The following is a 16,802-nucleotide window of genomic DNA, read 5'->3' as shown; positions in this document are numbered from 1 at the left end:
AACGGGCTGTACATGAGCGCGAAAAACCTCCAAGAAATCCTCGACCAGGCCGGCAACACGGTAGAGCTGCTGCGGAACTCCCAGCTCGGGGCCTACATCTATCCGGTCGTCCCGTACGAGTTCACCAACTTCCGCCGGGAAGTGATCGCCTGGCGCGAGACGGCGGTGCTGTACGACCAGTCGCACCACATGGTGAACCTGTTCGTCTCCGGCCCGGACGCCCTGCGGCTCATTTCCGACACCGGCGTCAACAGCGTCGCCAATTTCCCGGTGGACTCGGCCAAGCAGTTCGTCCCCGTCTCCCCCGAGGGAGGCGTCATCGGCGACGGCATTCTTTTTCGGGAGGCGGCCGAGGAATTCATCTTCGTCGGACGCGCCCCGGTCGCCAACTGGCTCACGTTCCGGGCCGGCGCGGGATACGACGTCGAGATCCGGCTGGACCCGCGCTCACCGTCGCGGCCCTACGGCAAGCAGGTGAGCCGCGACCTGTGGCGTTTCCAGATCCAGGGGCCCCGTGCGTGGGAGATCATCGAGAAGGTCAACGGCGGCCCCGTGGAACGGCTGCGGTTCTTCCGCATGGCGCACATGAACGTCGCCGGCGAGCGGGTCCGCACCCTGCGTCACGGCATGGCCGGCGCGCCGGGCCTGGAGTTGTGGGGGCCGTACGAGACCTATGACAAGGTGCGGGACGCCATCCTGGAAGCGGGCCGCGAGTTCGGGCTCGAACCTTGCGGAGCGCGTGCCTACTCCTGCAACACCCTCGAATCCGGGTGGATCCCGTCGCCGCTCCCCGCGGTCTACACCAGCGAGGAGCTCCGGCCGTACCGTGAATGGCTCGGCGCCGACAGCTACGAGGCGACCAACGCCCTGGCCGGCAGCTTCGTCTCCGACAAGATCGAGGACTATTACGTCAACCCGTGGGACCTCGGCTACGGACCGTTCGTCAAGTTCGATCATGATTTCATCGGGCGCGACGCGCTGGCGGCCGTCGTCCCGGAGACCCAGCGGCGCAAGGTCACCCTGGCCTGGCACGCCGAGGACGTGGCCCGGCTGCTGGCCGCCCCCGTCGACCTGAACGGCCCCGGCTACCAGTTCTTCGACCTGCCCAACGCCAACTACGGCTCGTCCAACTACGACTCGGTGACCGACGCCGACGGCAACCTCGTCGGCCTGTCGATGTTCACCGGCTACAGCGCGAACGAGCGCAGAGCCCTGTCCCTCGCCACCGTCGATCCGGACGTCCCGCTCGGCGCCGAAGTCCGCGTCATCTGGGGTGAGCCGGACGGCGGCAGCCGCAAGCCGACCGTGCAGCCGCACGAGCAGTTCGCCGTGCGCGCCATCGTGAGCCCCGCGCCGTATTCGGTGATGGCCCGGGAGAGCTACCGGCCCGGCTGGCGTACTGCCGCCACCGTCTGACGCGCTCGCCCAGCCCCGCCGTGCCTTCATCAGGGGCACGGCAGGGCCCGGGTGATCACGCCGGAGCGGTCACCACGTGGGATTCGGTGAACTCCAGAAGCCCGTCCGGTCCCATTTCCCGGCCCACACCGCTCTGCCGGAAGCCGCCGAACGGAGCCCGGTCGTCGCAGGCGGACGCGTTGGCCTGGTTGATCCAGGTCGTGCCGGTGCGCAACCGCGCGGCGACGGCCGTGGCGCGGTCGACGTCGGGAGACCAGACCGAGGAGCACAGCCCCGACCATTCGGAGTTCAGCCGCTCCACGAGGGCGTCCAGGTCGTCGTAGGGCAGGATCGGCAGGGCCGGGCCGAACTGCTCCTCCGTGACGACCCGCAGGTCCTCCGCCGGATCGAGCACCAGCGCCGGACGGAGGAAGTGGCCGCCGCCGGCGACGGCGTCCTCGTCCACGCTGCCGTACTCGCGTATCTCCGCGCCCTTCGCCCGCGCCTGCTCCAGCATCTGCTGGACGACGTCGCGTTGCCGTGCCGTGTTCAACGGGCCCATCGTGCTCCGGGAATCGAGGCCGTCGCCCACACGGTGGCCGTCCAGCGCGGCGCCCATGGCCTCGACCAGCTCCGCGTAGCGCGAGCGGGGAACGTAGACACGTTTGACCGCCATGCACACCTGACCGGTCGTCATGAAGGCGGCGCCGGCGAGGGCGCCGACCATGCCCTCGTCCAGCCGGACATCGTCGAGCAGGAGCGCCGGGTCGTTGCCGCCGAGCTCCAGCGTGATCCTGGCCAGCGACTGGGACGCCAGCGCCATGACGGCGCGGCCACCGGCGGTGCTGCCGGTGAACACGACGTGTTGCACGCGAGGATCGGTCAGGAGCGGCTGGACGGCGTCATTACCGCCGGTGATGACGTTCAGCACCCCCGGCGGGAGCTGCTGCGCCATCACTCTTAAGGTCTCGACCATCGCGAGTGGCGCGGTGGGCGGCGGCTTCACCACGACCGTGTTGCCGGCGATGAGCGCGTACGGCAGGCTCGCCCCGAGGATGGCCAGCGGCCAGTTGAACGGCACGATGACGGTGACCACGCCGACCGGCACCCGGTGAATCTGTGTGGCGAAGGGTGGCGCCGCCAGCGTGCTCAGCGGGGGGAAGCCCTCCGCCAGCGTGGCGGCCACGCGGGAGCGTACCTCGAAGACGGCCAGGTCGATGTGTGACTCCTGCAGGCACTTGCCGTTCTCCCTGGTGAGGATCTCGGCTCGGGCGGCGGCCGATCCGGCGAGCGGTTCGAAGGCCGCGAGCACCAGCTCGGCTCGCTCGGCCGCGGACCTGGCGGCCCAGCCGGTGAAGGCCCGCTGAGCGGCTTCGACGGCGCGTTCGCAGTCCGCGGGAGTGGCCGCCGCCGCCCAGCCCACGACGGTGTCCGGACGGCTGGGATCGTGGACCGGGATTCTTTCCGCGGTGGCGACGGTCTCGCCGTCGATGACCAGACCTGTCACCAGGTCGCCGGCGGACATCGGGTCAGCAGTCATCGAGATCGCGGCGCGGACACCACATCTCCGGCTCGGAGAGGGTCCAGGCCGCTCCCTCCCTTCTGTCGCGTTGTGGGATGCCGCGCCAGCTTTCGGCTAGGCGTGTTGCCTGGACGCTATAGCGCCCTACGGAGCGCGTCTTCGCGATAATGACGACCTGGACCTGTCGATTCCGCACGGTCCACTGCGACAAATGACGTACGGCGGGACAATGATCAGCTCGGTGGGACGAGCCCTTCGCGGATGGCCAGGAGCGCGGCCTGCGTCCGGGAGGACAACTGGAGCTTGGCGAGCACGTTGCTGACATGCGTGCGGGCCGTGCGCTCGCTGATGGTCAGCTGGCCGGCGATGTCCCGGTTGGATTTCCCCTCGGCGATCAGGATGAGAATCTCCCGCTCCCGGGCTGTCAGCGAGGTGAGGCCGGCAGGCGGGGCCGTCATCCGCCGGGTGAGCTGGCGGGCGATGGTCGGATTGAGGTGCATCCCTCCGGTCACCGCCGCGCGAATGGCCATGGCCACCTCGTCGGGGTCGGCGTCCTTGAGGAGATAGCCCGCCGCGTCGGCGGCGAGCGCGCTGTGCACCCTCTCGACCTCCCCGAAGCTGGTCAGCGCCACGACCTTGACGTCCGGATGCGTTCTGGTGATCACTTCGGTGGCCGCGATCCCTCCCATGCCGGGCATCTGCAAGTCCATCAGCACGACGTGGGGCAGCGGCTGACCGAGAGTGCGCCACTCGTTCAGCAGGGCGATGGCCTGCTCTCCGTTGGCGGCCTCTCCGATCATGTGAAATGTCGGAATTGTCGCCATATAGGCCAGGAGGCCGCGCCGTACGATCGCGTGGTCGTCGACCACCATGACGCGGATGACCTCTGGCCTGGAGGTGCTCATCGACATTCCTTCTCCGCCGCCGTTCTACCTCGCCGACGGTAGCGTGACCGTGACGGTCCAGCCGCCGGCCTGCCGAGGACCGGCCGCCAGCCGTCCGCCCCAACGCTCGGCACGTTCGCGCATCGACACGAGCCCGAGTTTGTTCCGCAGGGTCGCCGCCGCCGGGCCGGGCGCCAGGCCGAGCCCGCATCCGTCGTCGGCTATCTCGACGACCATGCCGCCCTCACCGGCCCTGGCGAAGCGGATGTCCACCGAGGTCGCCCGGGCATGCTTCACCACGTTGTGCAGCGCTTCCTGGACGATGCGGTAGACGTCCTCCTGAAGATCGATGCCGGCGTCCGGGTCGAGGTCGGATGAGACCCGCACGTGTACGGCCATGCCGGTGCGCGTCTCGACACTCGCCGCATGCGTGCGGACGGCGTCGATCAGTGACTGCGCGCCGAGGTCCAGGGGGCGCAGCTCGAACACGAGCCTGCGAAGATCTGCCAGCGCGCTCTCGGAGAGCTGGGCGATCTCCTCCGCGGCGTTGCAGACGGTGGCGGGGCCGGCGCTGGCCCGGTCGAGCTCGGCACGAAGCGCCTTGGCCTGCATGCGCATGGAGAACAGCTGCTGGACCGCGGAGTCGTGCAGCTCGCGGGCAAGCCGACGGCGTTCCTGCTCCTGTGCCTGGGACCGGGTCTGGGAGAGGAGCGAGGCGGTGTCGATGGCGACCGCGGCGTGATCGGCCATGGCCTCCAGGAAGGCCAGCGAATTCGAGCAGGGATCCTCGCCGGGGACGTAGTAGGTGTTGATCACACCGACGATGCGGTCCCGCACGATCAACGGCAGCGACACGAAGTCGTCCCAGTTCGGGCGATCCATGATCTCGTGAAGCGGCGCCCAGCGCGGATCCGCCATGATGACGGCCCTGCGGTGCCGGACCACGACCGGTTTCCTGGTCCTGATGGCCTCCATGAAGAGCACCTGTGCGCCTCGCCGGCGGCAGGCGCCCAGGCGCTGGATGAAGTCGGGGGCGTCTCCGAAGCCCGCCATCCCCAGCACCCGGAGTTCGTCCGCGGGATCGTCCACGGCCAGGATCTGAACGGCCGCGATGTTGGCGGTCAGCACGATCTCGTGGGCCACCGCGTCAAGGGTCGCGCGCAGCGAGCAGGAGCCGGCGACCCGCGATGCCGCCCGGGTGATGGCGGCCAGCCGCCGCTGCTGGCGCCGGGCTTCGGTCACGTCGCTGAACCACACCGCATACCCTTCGCCCCCCACCGGCGAGATGCGGTATTCGAGGTCGCAACGGCGTCCGTCCGGAGCCGTCCACGCGTCGGTATGGCGTGTGGACGGCCCGTTCCGGTCCGGGGCGGTGACGAACGGAGCGGTCCGCCCGACCAGTTCCGCGGCGGGCAGGCCGAGCACCTGCGTGGCCGCCTCGTTGACCATGACGAAGCGGCCTTCCACGTCCAGCAGGGCCAGGCCGTCACCCGACACCTCGACGAGCGCCTGCATCGTGTGGTGGCCGGTACGGATGGACGGGTCCAAGGCTTGGGGCACACCCACATCATCGCCCCGGCCCTCCTCCGCGCCAACACTTCCCCGCAGCGGGAAGTGCGGCTCATGACGGCCGGTCCTGGACACGCGGTCGGGCATTGACACGTTCGAGGTGAATCTGGAGAGTGCACCACATGCCGACCGTGCGCGAGACCACGTACCACCTGCTGCGTACGTGGGGGCTGACGACTGTCTTCGGCAATCCCGGCTCGAACGAGCTGCCTTTCCTGGACGGCTTCCCACCGGACTTCCGCTACGTGCTCGGGCTGCACGAGGGGGCGGTCCTGGCCATGGCCGACGGCTACGCCCAGGCCCGCGGCCGACCGGCGCTGGTGAACCTGCACTCCGCGGCAGGGCTGGGCAACGCGATGGGCAATCTGGCCAACGCCCGTGCCTCCCGGACGCCGCTGGTGATCACCGCCGGACAGCAGGCGCGGTCCATGATCGGGCTGGGTGCGGTGCTCGGTGAGCCGGCCATGACGCGCGTGCCCGAGCCGCACGTCAAGTGGGCGTTCGAGCCGTCCAGTCCGCAGGACGTGCCGCGTGCCCTGTCGCAGGCCTTCCACCTGGCCACGCTGCCCCCGGCCGGTCCGGTGTTCGTGTCCCTGCCCTGGGACGACTGGGCACAGGAGGCGGACGCCGACCAGGTCGCGCACCTGGCCTCGCGCCGCGTCCGTGCCGCCGGTGCCGCGTCCGCGGAGGTGGTGGCGGAGCTGGCCGGCCGCCTGCGGCAGGCGAAGGCGCCTGTGCTGGTGATCGGTCCCGAGGCGGACGAGGAGAACGCCTTCGCCCAGGTGGTCGCGCTGGCCGAGCGGCTGCGGGCGCCGGTGTGGACCGCGCCCACCCCGCCGCGCTGTCCGTTCCCCACCCGGCACCCGCTGTGGCGAGGCGTGCTGCCGCCGAGCATCGCCGGCGTCGCCGAGCGCCTCGCCGGCCACGACCTGGTTCTCGTGCTGGGTGCCCCCGTCTTCCGCTACCACGCCTACCGGCCGGGTCCGTGGCTGCCGGAGGGCGCCGAGCTGATCGCGGTGAGCCTCGACCCGGAGGCGGCGGCCAGGAGCGCGTTCGGGGACGCGCTCGTCGCCGACGTCGGGGCGGTGGCCGGCCAACTGCTCGACGCGATCCCGGACTCGCCCGCGCGGCCCGCGCCCGCGCCCGTGGACCGGCCCGATCCGCCGCTGGAGGACACGGCGCCCTTCACCGCCGGTGCGGTGTTCGCCCGCATGGCGCGCACCCTGCCTCGCGACGTCCGCCTGATCAACGAGTCGACCTCGAACACCTCGCAGTTCTGGGAGCAGCTCGACCTCGACCGTCCGCGCAGCATGTTCTTCCCGGCCGCAGGCGGGCTCGGGTTCGGGCTGCCCGCGGCGGTCGGGGTGGCGCTCGCCGACCCCGGCCGGCCCGTGGTGGCCGTGCTCGGCGACGGCGCGGCCCAGTACGGTGTGGCCGGCTTGTGGACCGCGGTGCGGGAGCACCTGCCCATCACCTTCGTCGTGCTGGGCAACGGCACCTACGGAGCGTTGCGCGGCTTCGTCTCCCAGCTCGGCGTGACGGACGCTCCCGGCCTGGACCTGCCCGGCCTGGACGTCGCACGCATCGCAGAGGGCTACGGCATGCCCGCGCGACGCGTGTCGGACGGGAACGAGCTGGCCGCCGAGCTGGCGAAGGCAGGGCCGGGACGCGGGCCGCGGCTGCTGGAGGTGCCGATCAGGGCGGAGACCCGCCCGCTCGGGTGAACTCCCGCGGGGTGCGACATATGACGTAGACGGGCCACCGTCAGAAGACTGACGAACGGCCGTGGCGGCGAGTTTACATTTAGGTCACCTGTGAGATCTTCGTAACGCAGGGCCCCCTCCGCCTGTTCGAGGAGCACCCCCCGTGGCTTCCCCCGCATCCACCAGGCAACCATCGACCAAGAGTCTCTTCGCGGCGAGCTTCGTCGGCACGTCGATCGAGTGGTACGACTACTACATCTTCGGCACTGCCGCGGCGCTGGCGTTCGGCAGTCTCTTCTTCCCGCAGGCCTCCAGCGCGGCCGGCACGCTCGCCGCCTTCGCCACGTTCGCGGTCGGATTCGTCGCCCGCCCGCTCGGCGCGGCGGTCATAGGCCACTTCGGTGACCGGATCGGCCGCAAATCGATGCTGATCCTCACCCTGATGCTGACCGGTGGGGCGACGTTCGCGATCGGCCTGCTGCCCACCTACGCCGCCATCGGCATCGGGGCGCCGCTGTTGCTGGTCGTCCTGCGCATCGTGCAGGGCTTCGGCGTGGGCGGAGAGTGGGGCGGCGCCATCCTGATCGCCACCGAGCACGCCTCGCCACGTCGCCGCGCCGTCTTCGGCAGCTTCGCCCAGTTCGGTGTGCCGGTCGGGGTGCTCACCTCGAACCTGGCCTTCCTCGCCGTCTCCGGCCTGTCCGACGAGGCCTTCATGTCGTACGGCTGGCGCATCCCCTTCCTGCTCAGCGTGCTGCTGGTGATCCTCGGCGTCGTGGTCCGCACCCGGCTGCAGGACGCGCCGGAGTTCGAGCGCGTCAAGCGGCGGAACGCCACCAGCAGGGTCCCCTTCACCGAGCTGGCCCGGCGGCAGCCGCGCAACCTGACGCTGGCGAGCCTGGCCTCGATCGCGGCGCCCGCGATCGGCTACACCGTGATCGTCTACATGCTCACGTACGGGACGACCGTGGTGGGCTTCGAGCGCAGCACCTTGCTCACCCTGATCCTGGCCTCCACCGTGGTGTGGATCGGCACGATCATGGCGTCGGCCGTGCTGTCGGACCGATTCGGCTCCAAGCGGATGTACATCCTGGGCGCGGTGACCGCCGTGATCTGGCCGGTGCCGATGTTCGCCCTGGTCAACACGGGTGACTGGAGCGCTGCGCTGCTGGCGTTCGTGGTGGCCGCGATCGTGCAGGGCCTCATGGCCGGCGCGCAGGGCGGCCTGTTCACCGAGATCTTCGACGTGCGCTACCGCTACAGCGGCATCTCCATCGCCTACCAGCTCGGCGGCATGATCGGCGGTGCGCTCACCCCCATCGTGGCCACCGCCCTCTTCGAGACTTATCAGTCCTCGACCGCGATCGCCCTGTACGTGTCCGCGCTGTCGTTGATCACCTTGCTGTCCCTGTTCGGCATCCGGAAGATCACCGCACCGGAGGGGGAGAGCGCCGAGCGAAGGACGCCGACCCCTTCGACCGGCTGAAGGAACCGGACCGCGGGGCTCTCCTGCTCGACGGCGGCCTCCCGTCACCCCCGAGCACGCTGGTCAGACCGGCCTGAGGGTGCGGAGCCGAGGTGGTGATCAGACGACGTCGGAGGCGCGCCGCACCATGCTGTGAGGGCCGAACGCAGACCGGAGAGACGGGTGGCGGGATCCTCGGCGGTGCTCGCCCAGGCGATGTACCCGTCCGGGCGGACGAGCATGACCGGCAGACGGCCGCTCATCGGCGTGGCGTGCATCACTGTGGCGGGCAGCGGGATTCCCATCACGGCGGGCTCGTCGGCGGAGGCCAGGAGCACGAAACGCCCGGCGCGCAGTGCCTCGTACAGCCGCTGCGCTTCGCCGGTCAGGAGAACGTCCGGCACTCGTCGGCCGACCAGGGGGTGCGATCCCGGAGGCACGGAGTAGGAGATCGAGAGGCCCGACATGGTCTCCCGCAGCCGCCGGGCGGCCGGCGGGAGCAGGTTGATGATGGGGAGCGTCGCACGTATGGCCCTGGCACGCCGGGTACGGGCCAGGGCCGTCGTGAGCAGGCGACCGCTGAGTGCCAGAACCATGCTGCCGACCGGATGCCGTTCGGCGTGGTAGCTGTCGAGCAGGCCGTCCGGCGCCCAGCCCTGGACCGCCGCGGCGAGCTTCCAGCCGAGGTTGGCCGCGTCTTGCAGGCCGGTGTTCATCCCTTGCCCGCCCAGGGGAGAGTGAACGTGCGCGGCATCGCCCGCCAGGAACACCCGGCCCACACGGTAGTCGGGAACCTGCCGCTCGTCGCTGTGGAACCGCGTCAGCCAGCGCACGTCGTGCAGGCCGAGGTCACTACCCATGACGCGGCGGGCGATATCGCTCACTTCCTGGAGAGTGACCGGTGCACTGCTGGGAAGCGGCCGTCGCCGGTCCCACGCGATGATCCGGTACCGCCCGTCTCCGAAGGGGGCGATGAAGCAGAAGCCCTCCCCGCTGGTACTGAGAAGGGCCAGCTCATGGGCTGGGAGCCGGCTGAGGCGGACGTCGGCCAGCATGACCGAATCCACCGCGGAACGCCCGAGGAACGGAACGCCGAGCGTGTCTCGTACGACGCTGCGCACACCGTCGGCGCCCACCGCGAATTTCGCTCGCCGGGTGTGTACGGTGCCGGCGATGCGCATGCTCACGTCCACACCGTCGGCGTCCTGCCGGAGACCGACGACCTCGATTCCCCGCAGAACCTCCACGCCGAGCCTGGACGCACGGTTTTCCAGCACGCGTTCGGTGTTGTACTGCGGGGTGCACAGCAGGAACGGGAACCGCGACCGCAGAAGGGACATGTCGAGTTCCAGGTTGCCGAACAGCCGCATCGTCTCGAAGATCGCGCCGGTCTCGATCAGTTCGTCGGCCACGCCCCGGGCGTCGAGCTGTTCCAGCGTCCTTGCGTGGACGACGAATGCCCGGGAGAGCTTCGAACCTCCGGGCTCCCGCTCCACGATCATGCACGCGACGCCTCTCGCGGCGAGGTCACCCGCGAGCAGCAAGCCCGTGGGGCCGGCTCCGACGATCAGCACATCGGTGTCAAAGAGCGCCATCAGCGTCTCCCGTTCCTATGAGCGACTTGCCATGTGATCGCCCGGGAGGAGACGGCGACTTGTTGTACGGCGACTTGTTGTCACGGCTACGTTTGCGGGCCTCGGCCTGCGAGCCCTCGATGCTGATCACCTGGGTCGGCACCAGCCACCTGTCACGACAGCCTTTCTTTCACTGTACGACCGCGCTGTTCGCGAGCGCCCCGGGCGTGGCCTCGCCTCCGGCTGAGGAACGCGACGTCGGCGACCGGCCCGCCCCAGGCACCGGCCACCGCCGGCAAGCACATCGACCCGGGCGCCGAGAGGATGCGACGTTCGCGTGGCCGAAGCGAACGGACGCGCTGCTGTGCACGTTCCCCGCGACCACACCGACGGATACGCCGTTACGGTCGGGGTGTCAGCGGGGCCTGCGCCAGTAAGCGAGTTGTCCGCTCGTGCTCTTGATCGTGCGCGGTGTCGACTCCTCCTGAGGTCAGATCTGCAGGAGGTAGCGGTCGATGATCTCGTCGGAGGTGTCCACCTCCGCGGCCTCGTCCATGTTCTGAGCGTGGTGGCGCAGCCGGTACCAGCCTGGTCCCGCGGGCAGCGTGGGCAGTTCGTGGACGTCATCGCCGCCCCACTCGTGCAGGGACAGGTGTCCGGCCTCCGACCTGAAGCTGATCTCCACGATGTCCTCGTACCCGTCGGTTTCCGCGCCCGGGTCGTGGGCGGCCACGGTCACCGAGAAACCGACCGCTCCGGTGTGCAGGCCCGTGATCAGGAAGGCGCCGCCCTGATTCACCCGTATGATCCCGACAGGATGCTCAGGGTGATCGGCGGGTAATCCGTCCGGCCCCAGGGCGTCGTCGGTGTCGTCGACGAGGTACGCCTGCCTGTAGTGGACGCCGAGATCGAACGACGCAGTGCGAAGATCGCTCATGGCCGCAAGCGTACGATCAACCGAGTACCGTCCCCGCCCCCCGGATTTCGGTAGAGGTCAGAGGGTCTTGACCTGGCCGCCGTCGAGGGTGAACTCCGCGCCGGTGGTGTTGGCTGAGCGGGCGGAAGCGAGGAACAACACGAGGTCGGCGACCTCGCCGGGCTCGGTGATCCGGCCGGTGCTGATCCCCATGCTCTGCGGCACCACCTCGTCGAGCGCCTGCTGGGCGGTGACACCGGCGCCGGCCGCGACGGCGTCCGCGAAGCCGCCCGGGGCGGTCCAGAACGGCGTGCGCACCGGGCCGGGCGCCACGGCATTGACCCGCACGCCGCGCGGTGCGAACTCCTCCGACAGGGCCTTGGTCAGGCTGGCCACCGCGGCCTTCGCCGCAGAGTAGTCGACCACCATCGGGAACGGCAGCCGGGCGTTGATGCTGCTGATGTTGATGATCACCCCGTGGCTGTCCAGCAGAGCGGGCAGAGCGGCCCTGCTGGTGCGAACGGCGCTGAAGAACGTCACGTCGAACATCCGCGCCCACGCGGCGTCGTCGATGTCGAGGAAGCCTGACCGGACACCGCCGATGCCGACGTTGTTGACCAGCACGTCCAGGCGCCCGTGCGTCGACAGCGCGGCGTCGACGAGCCGCTGCGGGGTGTCCGCGTCGGAGATGTCGGCGAGCACCACGGTGACGCCACGGGCGGCCAGGGCGTCGAGCTCAGGGGTGCTCGTACGACTGCTCGCCACCACGTGCGCGCCCTCCCCGACCAGCGCCGCCGTGGTGGCGAGACCGATGCCTTTGCTCGCGCCGGTGACGATGGCGACCTTGCCCCGCAGTTCGAGATCCATGACTACTCCCAAGTTGTTGACTGTTTGATTCCAAATTCGGGTAACAAAAAATCAGTCGAGCGCGCCCAGGGCGACCTCGACGGCGTTTTCGAGGAATGCGCGATCCGCGCGGGCCTTGCCCATCACCCGCAGACCTTGCAGGAACGTGGTGAGGAACTGGGCCAGCTCCCGTGGATCCTTGTCCGCTGCGATCTCCCCACGGGCGCGGGCCCGCTCCAGTGCTCCGGCCATGGCCGCCTCGATCTGGCCCATCGTGCGGGAGACCTGCCGCACCGTGTCGGGGTGCGCCGAGCGCTCCGTGGCCGCGTTGACCAGCAGGCACCCCCGCTCCGGATCGCTCAGGTCGGCCTCCACTAATTCCAGGAGCGCCGCCCTGACCGCCGGACGCACCTGATCCGCCCGCTCCAGGATCTCGATCAGCCCCACCGCGTGGCGCTCGCAGTAACGGCGAAGCGCCAGCGCGTAGAGCTGCTCCTTGGAGCCGAACGCTTTGTACAGGCTGCCCCGGGCGATTCCGAGGCCCTCCACGAGATCCTCCGTCGAGGTGGCCTCGAACCCCTGACGCCAGAACAACTCCATCGCGCGATCCACCGCCGTGTCGATGTCGAACGTCCTTGGCCTGCCCATGTGAAGAACCTAGCAATAAGGAACTGATCGGTCAACAAACGTGGGCGCCCAACTGACGCGGTGGCGCCGCAGCTCCCTGCCGCCGGCGGTCATCCGGCCATTTCGTCCGGCTCACTCCACGCCGCTTCCGCGCAGCGGAGACGGGCTGCTTCGGCCGGTGTGGCGTCGCGTACCTCATAGCCGCCCTGCCTGTCGCGGCCCAGGACCGTCACGATGCCGGTGACCAGCACCTTTCCGCTCATGGTGTCGTGGCAGACGACGCGTCGGTCGACACCGAAGGTTTCATGAGCGGGCCGATTGGCGTAGTCCCAGCGCCAGCCTCGGTAGGTTCCGCCCGGCTGCGGCTCGTACGCCTGGATGTCGGCGGTGAAGGCGCCGCCGTCCGGGCTGAGGATCTCGGCGGTGTGCAGGGACTCGGCAAGGTTCCGGACCCGCTCCTCACGCCCCTCGGGGGCCCACTGCTCGACCGTCTCCGGCAGGCGATGCCGGTGGCCGATGATCTGCGGGTGTTTCTTGACGAGCTCGGTCAGCCAGTGTGGCCATCCTTCGCGTTCGGCGAGGGCGGGCGCCTCCCGCTCCGCCATCGCCGCCTGCCACCGGTCGAAGGGCATGTCCGGCGGCAGGCCCTGGGCGGTGAGGAAGTCGGCCATGGTCATCCCCTGGCGGGCGAGCTGTTTGTGCAGGGCCGCCTGCCGGTGGCCGAGCCGTGCCACGGGCCAGTGCTCGGCTGCGGAGACCGGCACTTCGACCGCGCGCGGCCGCCGGCCGTGCGCCCTGTCGGGACGCGCGTGCCGGGCAGGGTCGAAGACGTCCCGGAGGGGCCAGAACCTGATCAGCCATCGCTCGGGCGCGCGCTCCTCCCACGCCCGCTCGAACTCTTCCTCGAAGATGAACTCCGGCAACTCCTCACCCCGCTGAACGTGCGCGGTGACGCCGTACAGGAAGTGGGGCGGGCCGATGATCAATCGCCGGCTCGCCTCTTCGGCCACCGAACCCACGGTGACGAACCCGGTGCCGCCCTCGATGGTGGTGTCCTCGACCGGGAGCCAGGGAGCCCCGGGATCGGGCGGCGGTGTATCCCACGCCTCCAGCCGGACGGTTGCGGGGTGATCCTCGCCGTCGGGGCTTTCGAGCACGAGATCGCCCTCGTTGCGTTCGAAGAAGACCGCCAGCTGTCCGAATTGCACCCATATCTCGTCATCGCAACCGCGTAACAACCGCGCCATGGACCCCGTCTCCTGCCGCCATCCCATTGATCAACAGGGTCGGAGCGTAGAGGACGGCGGCGACAAAAAGCTGGACCGCCCGACCACTGCCCGTACCTCTCCGCCCTTGTCGCCGGTGACCCTCGACAATCTTCGGATGCTGCGCTTGCTCGTGACGCTCCTGGCGGTGACGCTGCTCCTCAGTGACGGCCACCTCCTCATCGGACGACTCACCTTCGACGACCACGCCGCCCGTGCCGTCCGGACCTGGCGGACCAGCGGTGCGGCGGAGATCTGGCGCGACGGGTTCGTGCCGGTGGAGGGCCTGAGCAAGATGCCGCGGGACGTCGAGACGCAGATCTTGAGTGACGAGGAGTACGGCTTCGCCGTGGCCGGCCCGCTCCCCGCGACCCCGGACGAGGCGTGGATCCGCTGGGACGACGGCTCCACCATGCGGGTCCCCGTGATGGGCGCGCGCCGGGCGCTGGTCGCGCTGTCCCCCTACGACGAGGAGGCCTCCGTGAAGGACGACCGGGCGTACAAGATGACCGCTGCCACCTTCGCGACCATGCGCGTGCGGACCCTGCGCGGCATGGCCACCGTCCCGGCGTGGCGGATGTCCTTCTCGAACCTGCCGGGCGCGGTCGAACACGTCGCGGTCGACCTGGCCACGGCCGGCACCGTCGAGGACGCCGTCGGCCGCCACCTGCCCGCCGACGTCACAAGCTTCGAAGTGCTCGACGAGCGCACGCTGCGGGTGAGCTACGAATACGGCGTCTGCGACAGTCGGGACAGGCCGGCCGTCCGCTCGCGGACCGATGAGCGGCGCGACGTCGTGGTCCTCGGGATCGAGGTTCAGGAGCACATCGGCAGTCGCCTGTGCGCGGGCGTCGGCCGGTCCGGTGCGGACGTCGTCCGGCTCGGGCAGCCGCTGGGCGCCCGCGTGGTGCTGGACGCGAAGAGCCGGCTCCCCGTCTGCCTCCACTCATCGGCCCCCTGTCACGCCGGGTGACCGCCGAACTCATGAGCCGGCGTCGTCCGGCCCGTCCGGCCCGTCCGGCCCGTCGGTCGCCCGACGCGCTCGCCGGCGGATGACGAGCATCCCGGCGAACCAGCCGACTCCGAACACAACAAGCCGGGCGATGAGATGGTCCGCCGTGAATCCTTCGGTGACGAGATCCGAGACCAGCAAAGCCACGAAGATGGTCGCCATCCAGGAGGTCCAGGCCTGCAGGGCCTTGTCCGCTTTCCGGCCCCCCGTCATGGGAGATCAGCCACTCATGCCTCCGGCCACATCCGGGCGAGTGGATTCTAGGCGGCTGACGTTCGGCGAGGGCGAGGGCGGTCGATGGGCGAGGGCTTCGTTGCTCAACGCCAGGCGTCGGCGGGGTCGCGTAGTGCCAGTGCTTCGGCGTCGGTCAGTCCCTTGCGGGCCGCGATCCTGCGCCGGGCTCGTACCTGCGCGCTTGTGCGCGGACGGTATTTCGGCTCCTGGCCACAGCCGCACGGCTCGAACCCCTCGTAGCGGAGTCCCGCTCCCAGGACGGCCGCGACGGCTGCCCACTCGCGGTCCTTGGACTTGCGTGGTGCGGCGAAGTCGTGGCCGGCGAAGAGCATGGGCCGGCGGCAGTGCGTGCAGAGGTGCTCTGCGCCGTCCCAGGGCAATTTGTGGCTCTGCCGGCAGGGAACGCACACGTAGTGGACCTTGTAGGTGACCATCCCGTATGTGCACACAGGAGCAGACTACTCCTGAGCATTGTCGTCGGCCCTTGCGTGCGAGCGATCATCCCGCCCGACGTGAGGGGTGGTGGGGGCTAGCGTGCCGTCAGTGCGCGGAGTTGTCGCCACGCGTAGAAGAGCGATCCGGCCAGGAGGACCAGGCCTGACAGTACGCCGCTCACGAACGGCACCCAGGTGACGGCCTGCGTCCACACCATGACGAGCCCGGCCAGGCCCAGAACCGTCAGGCCGATCCCGGGGATCAGGATGCTGACCGCGCGCCAGACCGGCCAGAGCGCGACGAAGTGCACCCCGACGATGAGGGCCGTCCAGGCGACGCCCGCCTGCGACGGCCATCCCAGCAGGCGTAACACCTGGATGCCGCCGAACAGGGCGATCGCTTCGAGAGCGACGATCACCACGTATTTGCGGTTGAACATCCCGGGACGGGGGTCTCCGCCGGTGTCCGTGCCGCCCCTGGTCCGGCGCATGGCGACGAACCACATGACGATCACGGCCGCGAGGCCCAGGGTCGCGAGAGCGCGGAGAATCGTGCCGGCCACGGGTGGGAGCGGTGCGTTGGCGTTGACGGCCACGAAGACCATCCCGAAGACAGCGCCGATCAGCACCCCGTTCAGACGTCGCATGATCGGGCATCGTATCGGCGGCGCCGGCGTCGAGGACACGCGCGATGCCGCGTTGTGTCCTGAGCCGGCCGTCGGGGGATCGAGTGCTTGGAGATCACTGACGAAGGGCGCGAACGGTGACGTGTTACTTCGACCACGTCGGGGGTCGGGCGTAACTTGGCCGCGCTATGGTGGCGAAGCATGACATATCGGGCAATTCGCCCACGTCTGTTCGTTCTGACAAGGGAACCTCTCATGTCCGATCCTCTAGACGTGCTGGTCCAGCTCCGTAGGACGTTCAACCGGCACGACCTCGACGGCCTGGCCGGATGCTTCAGTCCACGCGCCGTTCTGGTGGCGCCCGACGGCATCGGTCAGGACCGCGAGGAGGTCGCCTCCTACTACCGGCAGTTCATGGAGGCGTTCCCCGACTCGATGTGCACGCCCAAGTCGGTGACCATCTCGGGCGACACCCTCGTGGCGGAGTACACCCTGACCGGCACCCACAAAGGCCTCTACCTGGTCCCGGGTGGTGAGGTGCTGGAGCCGACGGGGCGGCCCATCGCCGTGCGCGCGTGCAGCCTGTCGGAGGTCGCGGACGGCTACATCACGTCGCACCGCATCTTCTACGACCAGCTCGAACTCGGCGCCCAGCTCGGCGGTGTGATCACCTTCGGCCGGCAACGCGTCTGACACGGGCGCGGCCTCCTGAGGACAGGCGGCCGCGCCC

General features: G+C 69.7%; 16 protein-coding genes. 5 read left to right on the top strand and 11 right to left on the bottom strand.

Translation table 11 applies throughout. The features are described 5' to 3' along the window. Positions 1-12: 12 nt before the first annotated feature. Positions 13-1,416, top strand: a complete 1,404-nt coding sequence (gene ligM / locus ACIBP6_RS40750; protein ID WP_397059797.1) for a vanillate/3-O-methylgallate O-demethylase — start codon at positions 13-15, stop codon at positions 1,414-1,416. Positions 1,417-1,471: 55 nt separating this feature from the next. Here the strand turns inward: ligM and ACIBP6_RS40745 are convergent, their stop codons facing one another. The 3 genes from ACIBP6_RS40745 to ACIBP6_RS40735 all read right to left on the bottom strand — a co-directional run bounded on the left by ACIBP6_RS40745 (position 1,472) and on the right by ACIBP6_RS40735 (position 5,361). Next, positions 1,472-2,935: an aldehyde dehydrogenase family protein gene (locus tag ACIBP6_RS40745; protein WP_397059796.1), complete on the bottom strand. Its 1,464-nt coding sequence runs from the start codon at positions 2,933-2,935 to the stop codon at positions 1,472-1,474. A 215-nt stretch (positions 2,936-3,150) separates the two neighbouring features. Further along, complete coding sequence (locus tag ACIBP6_RS40740; protein WP_223189376.1) at positions 3,151-3,789, bottom strand: response regulator; 639 nt, start codon at positions 3,787-3,789, stop codon at positions 3,151-3,153. Between the two features lie 57 nt (positions 3,790-3,846). Continuing rightward, entirely contained in the window at positions 3,847-5,361 is a 1,515-nt protein-coding gene (locus tag ACIBP6_RS40735; protein ID WP_397059794.1) for a sensor histidine kinase, read from the bottom strand. 131 nt (positions 5,362-5,492) lie between these two features. On the opposite strand from ACIBP6_RS40735, the gene mdlC reads away from it, so the two are divergent. Together mdlC and ACIBP6_RS40725 are read left to right on the top strand one after the other, a co-directional pair. Continuing rightward, complete coding sequence (gene mdlC / locus ACIBP6_RS40730) at positions 5,493-7,094, top strand: benzoylformate decarboxylase (protein WP_397059793.1); 1,602 nt, start codon at positions 5,493-5,495, stop codon at positions 7,092-7,094. Between the two features lie 142 nt (positions 7,095-7,236). Next, entirely contained in the window at positions 7,237-8,559 is a 1,323-nt protein-coding gene (locus tag ACIBP6_RS40725) for an MFS transporter (protein ID WP_397059791.1), read from the top strand. A 44-nt stretch (positions 8,560-8,603) separates the two neighbouring features. Here the strand turns inward: ACIBP6_RS40725 and ACIBP6_RS40720 are convergent, their stop codons facing one another. The 5 genes from ACIBP6_RS40720 to ACIBP6_RS40700 form a co-directional block, all read right to left on the bottom strand. Next, positions 8,604-10,133, bottom strand: coding sequence for an FAD-dependent monooxygenase (locus ACIBP6_RS40720; protein WP_397059790.1), 1,530 nt, complete (start codon positions 10,131-10,133; stop codon positions 8,604-8,606). A 469-nt stretch (positions 10,134-10,602) separates the two neighbouring features. After that, entirely contained in the window at positions 10,603-11,049 is a 447-nt protein-coding gene (locus ACIBP6_RS40715; RefSeq protein ID WP_397059788.1) for a hypothetical protein, read from the bottom strand. Positions 11,050-11,106: 57 nt separating this feature from the next. Then, positions 11,107-11,895, bottom strand: coding sequence for an SDR family NAD(P)-dependent oxidoreductase (locus ACIBP6_RS40710; protein ID WP_397059786.1), 789 nt, complete (start codon positions 11,893-11,895; stop codon positions 11,107-11,109). A 51-nt stretch (positions 11,896-11,946) separates the two neighbouring features. Continuing rightward, entirely contained in the window at positions 11,947-12,522 is a 576-nt protein-coding gene (locus ACIBP6_RS40705) for a TetR/AcrR family transcriptional regulator (protein ID WP_397059785.1), read from the bottom strand. Between the two features lie 89 nt (positions 12,523-12,611). Further along, the gene (locus tag ACIBP6_RS40700) at positions 12,612-13,709 is read right to left on the bottom strand and encodes a hypothetical protein (RefSeq protein ID WP_397059784.1); all 1,098 of its coding nucleotides are present in this window, start codon (positions 13,707-13,709) and stop codon (positions 12,612-12,614) included. 175 nt (positions 13,710-13,884) lie between these two features. Here ACIBP6_RS40700 and ACIBP6_RS40695 point away from each other — a divergent pair, with 175 nt between their 5' ends. After that, the gene (locus ACIBP6_RS40695) at positions 13,885-14,739 is read left to right on the top strand and encodes a hypothetical protein (RefSeq protein ID WP_397059782.1); all 855 of its coding nucleotides are present in this window, start codon (positions 13,885-13,887) and stop codon (positions 14,737-14,739) included. A gap of 9 nt (positions 14,740-14,748) precedes the next feature. Here ACIBP6_RS40695 and ACIBP6_RS40690 read toward each other — a convergent pair whose 3' ends face one another. The 3 genes from ACIBP6_RS40690 to ACIBP6_RS40680 form a co-directional block, all read right to left on the bottom strand. Then, positions 14,749-14,940, bottom strand: a complete 192-nt coding sequence (locus tag ACIBP6_RS40690) for a hypothetical protein (protein WP_397059781.1) — start codon at positions 14,938-14,940, stop codon at positions 14,749-14,751. Positions 14,941-15,095: 155 nt separating this feature from the next. Then, complete coding sequence (locus tag ACIBP6_RS40685) at positions 15,096-15,461, bottom strand: hypothetical protein (protein ID WP_397059780.1); 366 nt, start codon at positions 15,459-15,461, stop codon at positions 15,096-15,098. Between the two features lie 80 nt (positions 15,462-15,541). Then, positions 15,542-16,093 (bottom strand): hypothetical protein, encoded by a 552-nt coding sequence (locus tag ACIBP6_RS40680; protein ID WP_397059778.1) that lies wholly within the window; start codon positions 16,091-16,093, stop codon positions 15,542-15,544. 234 nt (positions 16,094-16,327) lie between these two features. On the opposite strand from ACIBP6_RS40680, the gene ACIBP6_RS40675 reads away from it, so the two are divergent. Beyond that, positions 16,328-16,765, top strand: coding sequence for an ester cyclase (locus ACIBP6_RS40675; protein WP_397059776.1), 438 nt, complete (start codon positions 16,328-16,330; stop codon positions 16,763-16,765). Positions 16,766-16,802 lie beyond the last annotated feature (37 nt).

The sequence above is a fragment of the Nonomuraea terrae genome, assembly GCF_044465245.1.
Taxonomy (GTDB): Bacteria; Actinomycetota; Actinomycetes; order Streptosporangiales; family Streptosporangiaceae; genus Nonomuraea; species Nonomuraea terrae.
This window is presented reverse-complemented; position numbering and strand designations above follow the sequence as displayed.

What these genes read in the sequence shown, in the direction of transcription:
- ACIBP6_RS40710 (WP_397059786.1), bottom strand. Translation starts at nt 11,895, where the DNA reads ATGGATCTCGAACTGCGGGGCAAGGTCGCCATCGTCACCGGCGCGAGC.
- ACIBP6_RS40680 (WP_397059778.1), bottom strand. Translation starts at nt 16,093, where the DNA reads ATGCGACGTCTGAACGGGGTGCTGATCGGCGCTGTCTTCGGGATGGTC.
- ACIBP6_RS40675 (WP_397059776.1), top strand. Translation starts at nt 16,328, where the DNA reads ATGTCCGATCCTCTAGACGTGCTGGTCCAGCTCCGTAGGACGTTCAAC.
- ACIBP6_RS40690 (WP_397059781.1), bottom strand. Translation starts at nt 14,940, where the DNA reads ATGGCGACCATCTTCGTGGCTTTGCTGGTCTCGGATCTCGTCACCGAA.
- ACIBP6_RS40695 (WP_397059782.1), top strand. Translation starts at nt 13,885, where the DNA reads ATGCTGCGCTTGCTCGTGACGCTCCTGGCGGTGACGCTGCTCCTCAGT.
- ACIBP6_RS40705 (WP_397059785.1), bottom strand. Translation starts at nt 12,522, where the DNA reads ATGGGCAGGCCAAGGACGTTCGACATCGACACGGCGGTGGATCGCGCG.
- ACIBP6_RS40715 (WP_397059788.1), bottom strand. Translation starts at nt 11,049, where the DNA reads ATGAGCGATCTTCGCACTGCGTCGTTCGATCTCGGCGTCCACTACAGG.
- mdlC (WP_397059793.1), top strand. Translation starts at nt 5,493, where the DNA reads ATGCCGACCGTGCGCGAGACCACGTACCACCTGCTGCGTACGTGGGGG.
- ACIBP6_RS40745 (WP_397059796.1), bottom strand. Translation starts at nt 2,935, where the DNA reads ATGACTGCTGACCCGATGTCCGCCGGCGACCTGGTGACAGGTCTGGTC.
- ligM (WP_397059797.1), top strand. Translation starts at nt 13, where the DNA reads ATGAGCGCGAAAAACCTCCAAGAAATCCTCGACCAGGCCGGCAACACG.
- ACIBP6_RS40740 (WP_223189376.1), bottom strand. Translation starts at nt 3,789, where the DNA reads ATGGTGGTCGACGACCACGCGATCGTACGGCGCGGCCTCCTGGCCTAT.
- ACIBP6_RS40720 (WP_397059790.1), bottom strand. Translation starts at nt 10,133, where the DNA reads ATGGCGCTCTTTGACACCGATGTGCTGATCGTCGGAGCCGGCCCCACG.